At 42.6% G+C, this 277-nt stretch carries 1 protein-coding gene; it reads right to left on the bottom strand.

The annotated features are described in order from the left end of the window. On the bottom strand, positions 1-277 hold a 277-nt coding region (locus R0J87_RS19900; protein ID WP_498888413.1), incomplete at both ends, for a glycosyltransferase family 9 protein.

The raw sequence follows: 277 nt of genomic DNA, 5'->3' as shown, positions 1-277 counted from the left end.
ATAGCAGATAGTTTACCAATATCAGGAGGACTGGTGACTTTCAAGTTGGGATTGACTTGTAACAGTTGCTCAACCCACATTTCATCTTCCGGTCCCTGCACCAGCACAATCGGTAAGTTAGGCTGTTTCTTTTGTAGATCAGCAATGATATCTTTCCATTTGGTCACGGGGTAAATTTTATCAATGCCTTTGTCTTGGGCAAGTTGACTGGAACCGCCATGAATCACAATGTAATTACCATCTTTAATATCCAGACGCTCTTGTTCCTGCTTTCCCC

It is taken from the genome of Halomonas sp. SIMBA_159 (genome assembly GCF_046536035.1).
Lineage (GTDB): Bacteria > Pseudomonadota > Gammaproteobacteria > Pseudomonadales > Halomonadaceae > Vreelandella > Vreelandella venusta_A.
The sequence above is the reverse complement of the archived record's forward strand: the minus strand, read 5'-3'. Positions and strand labels throughout refer to the sequence as shown.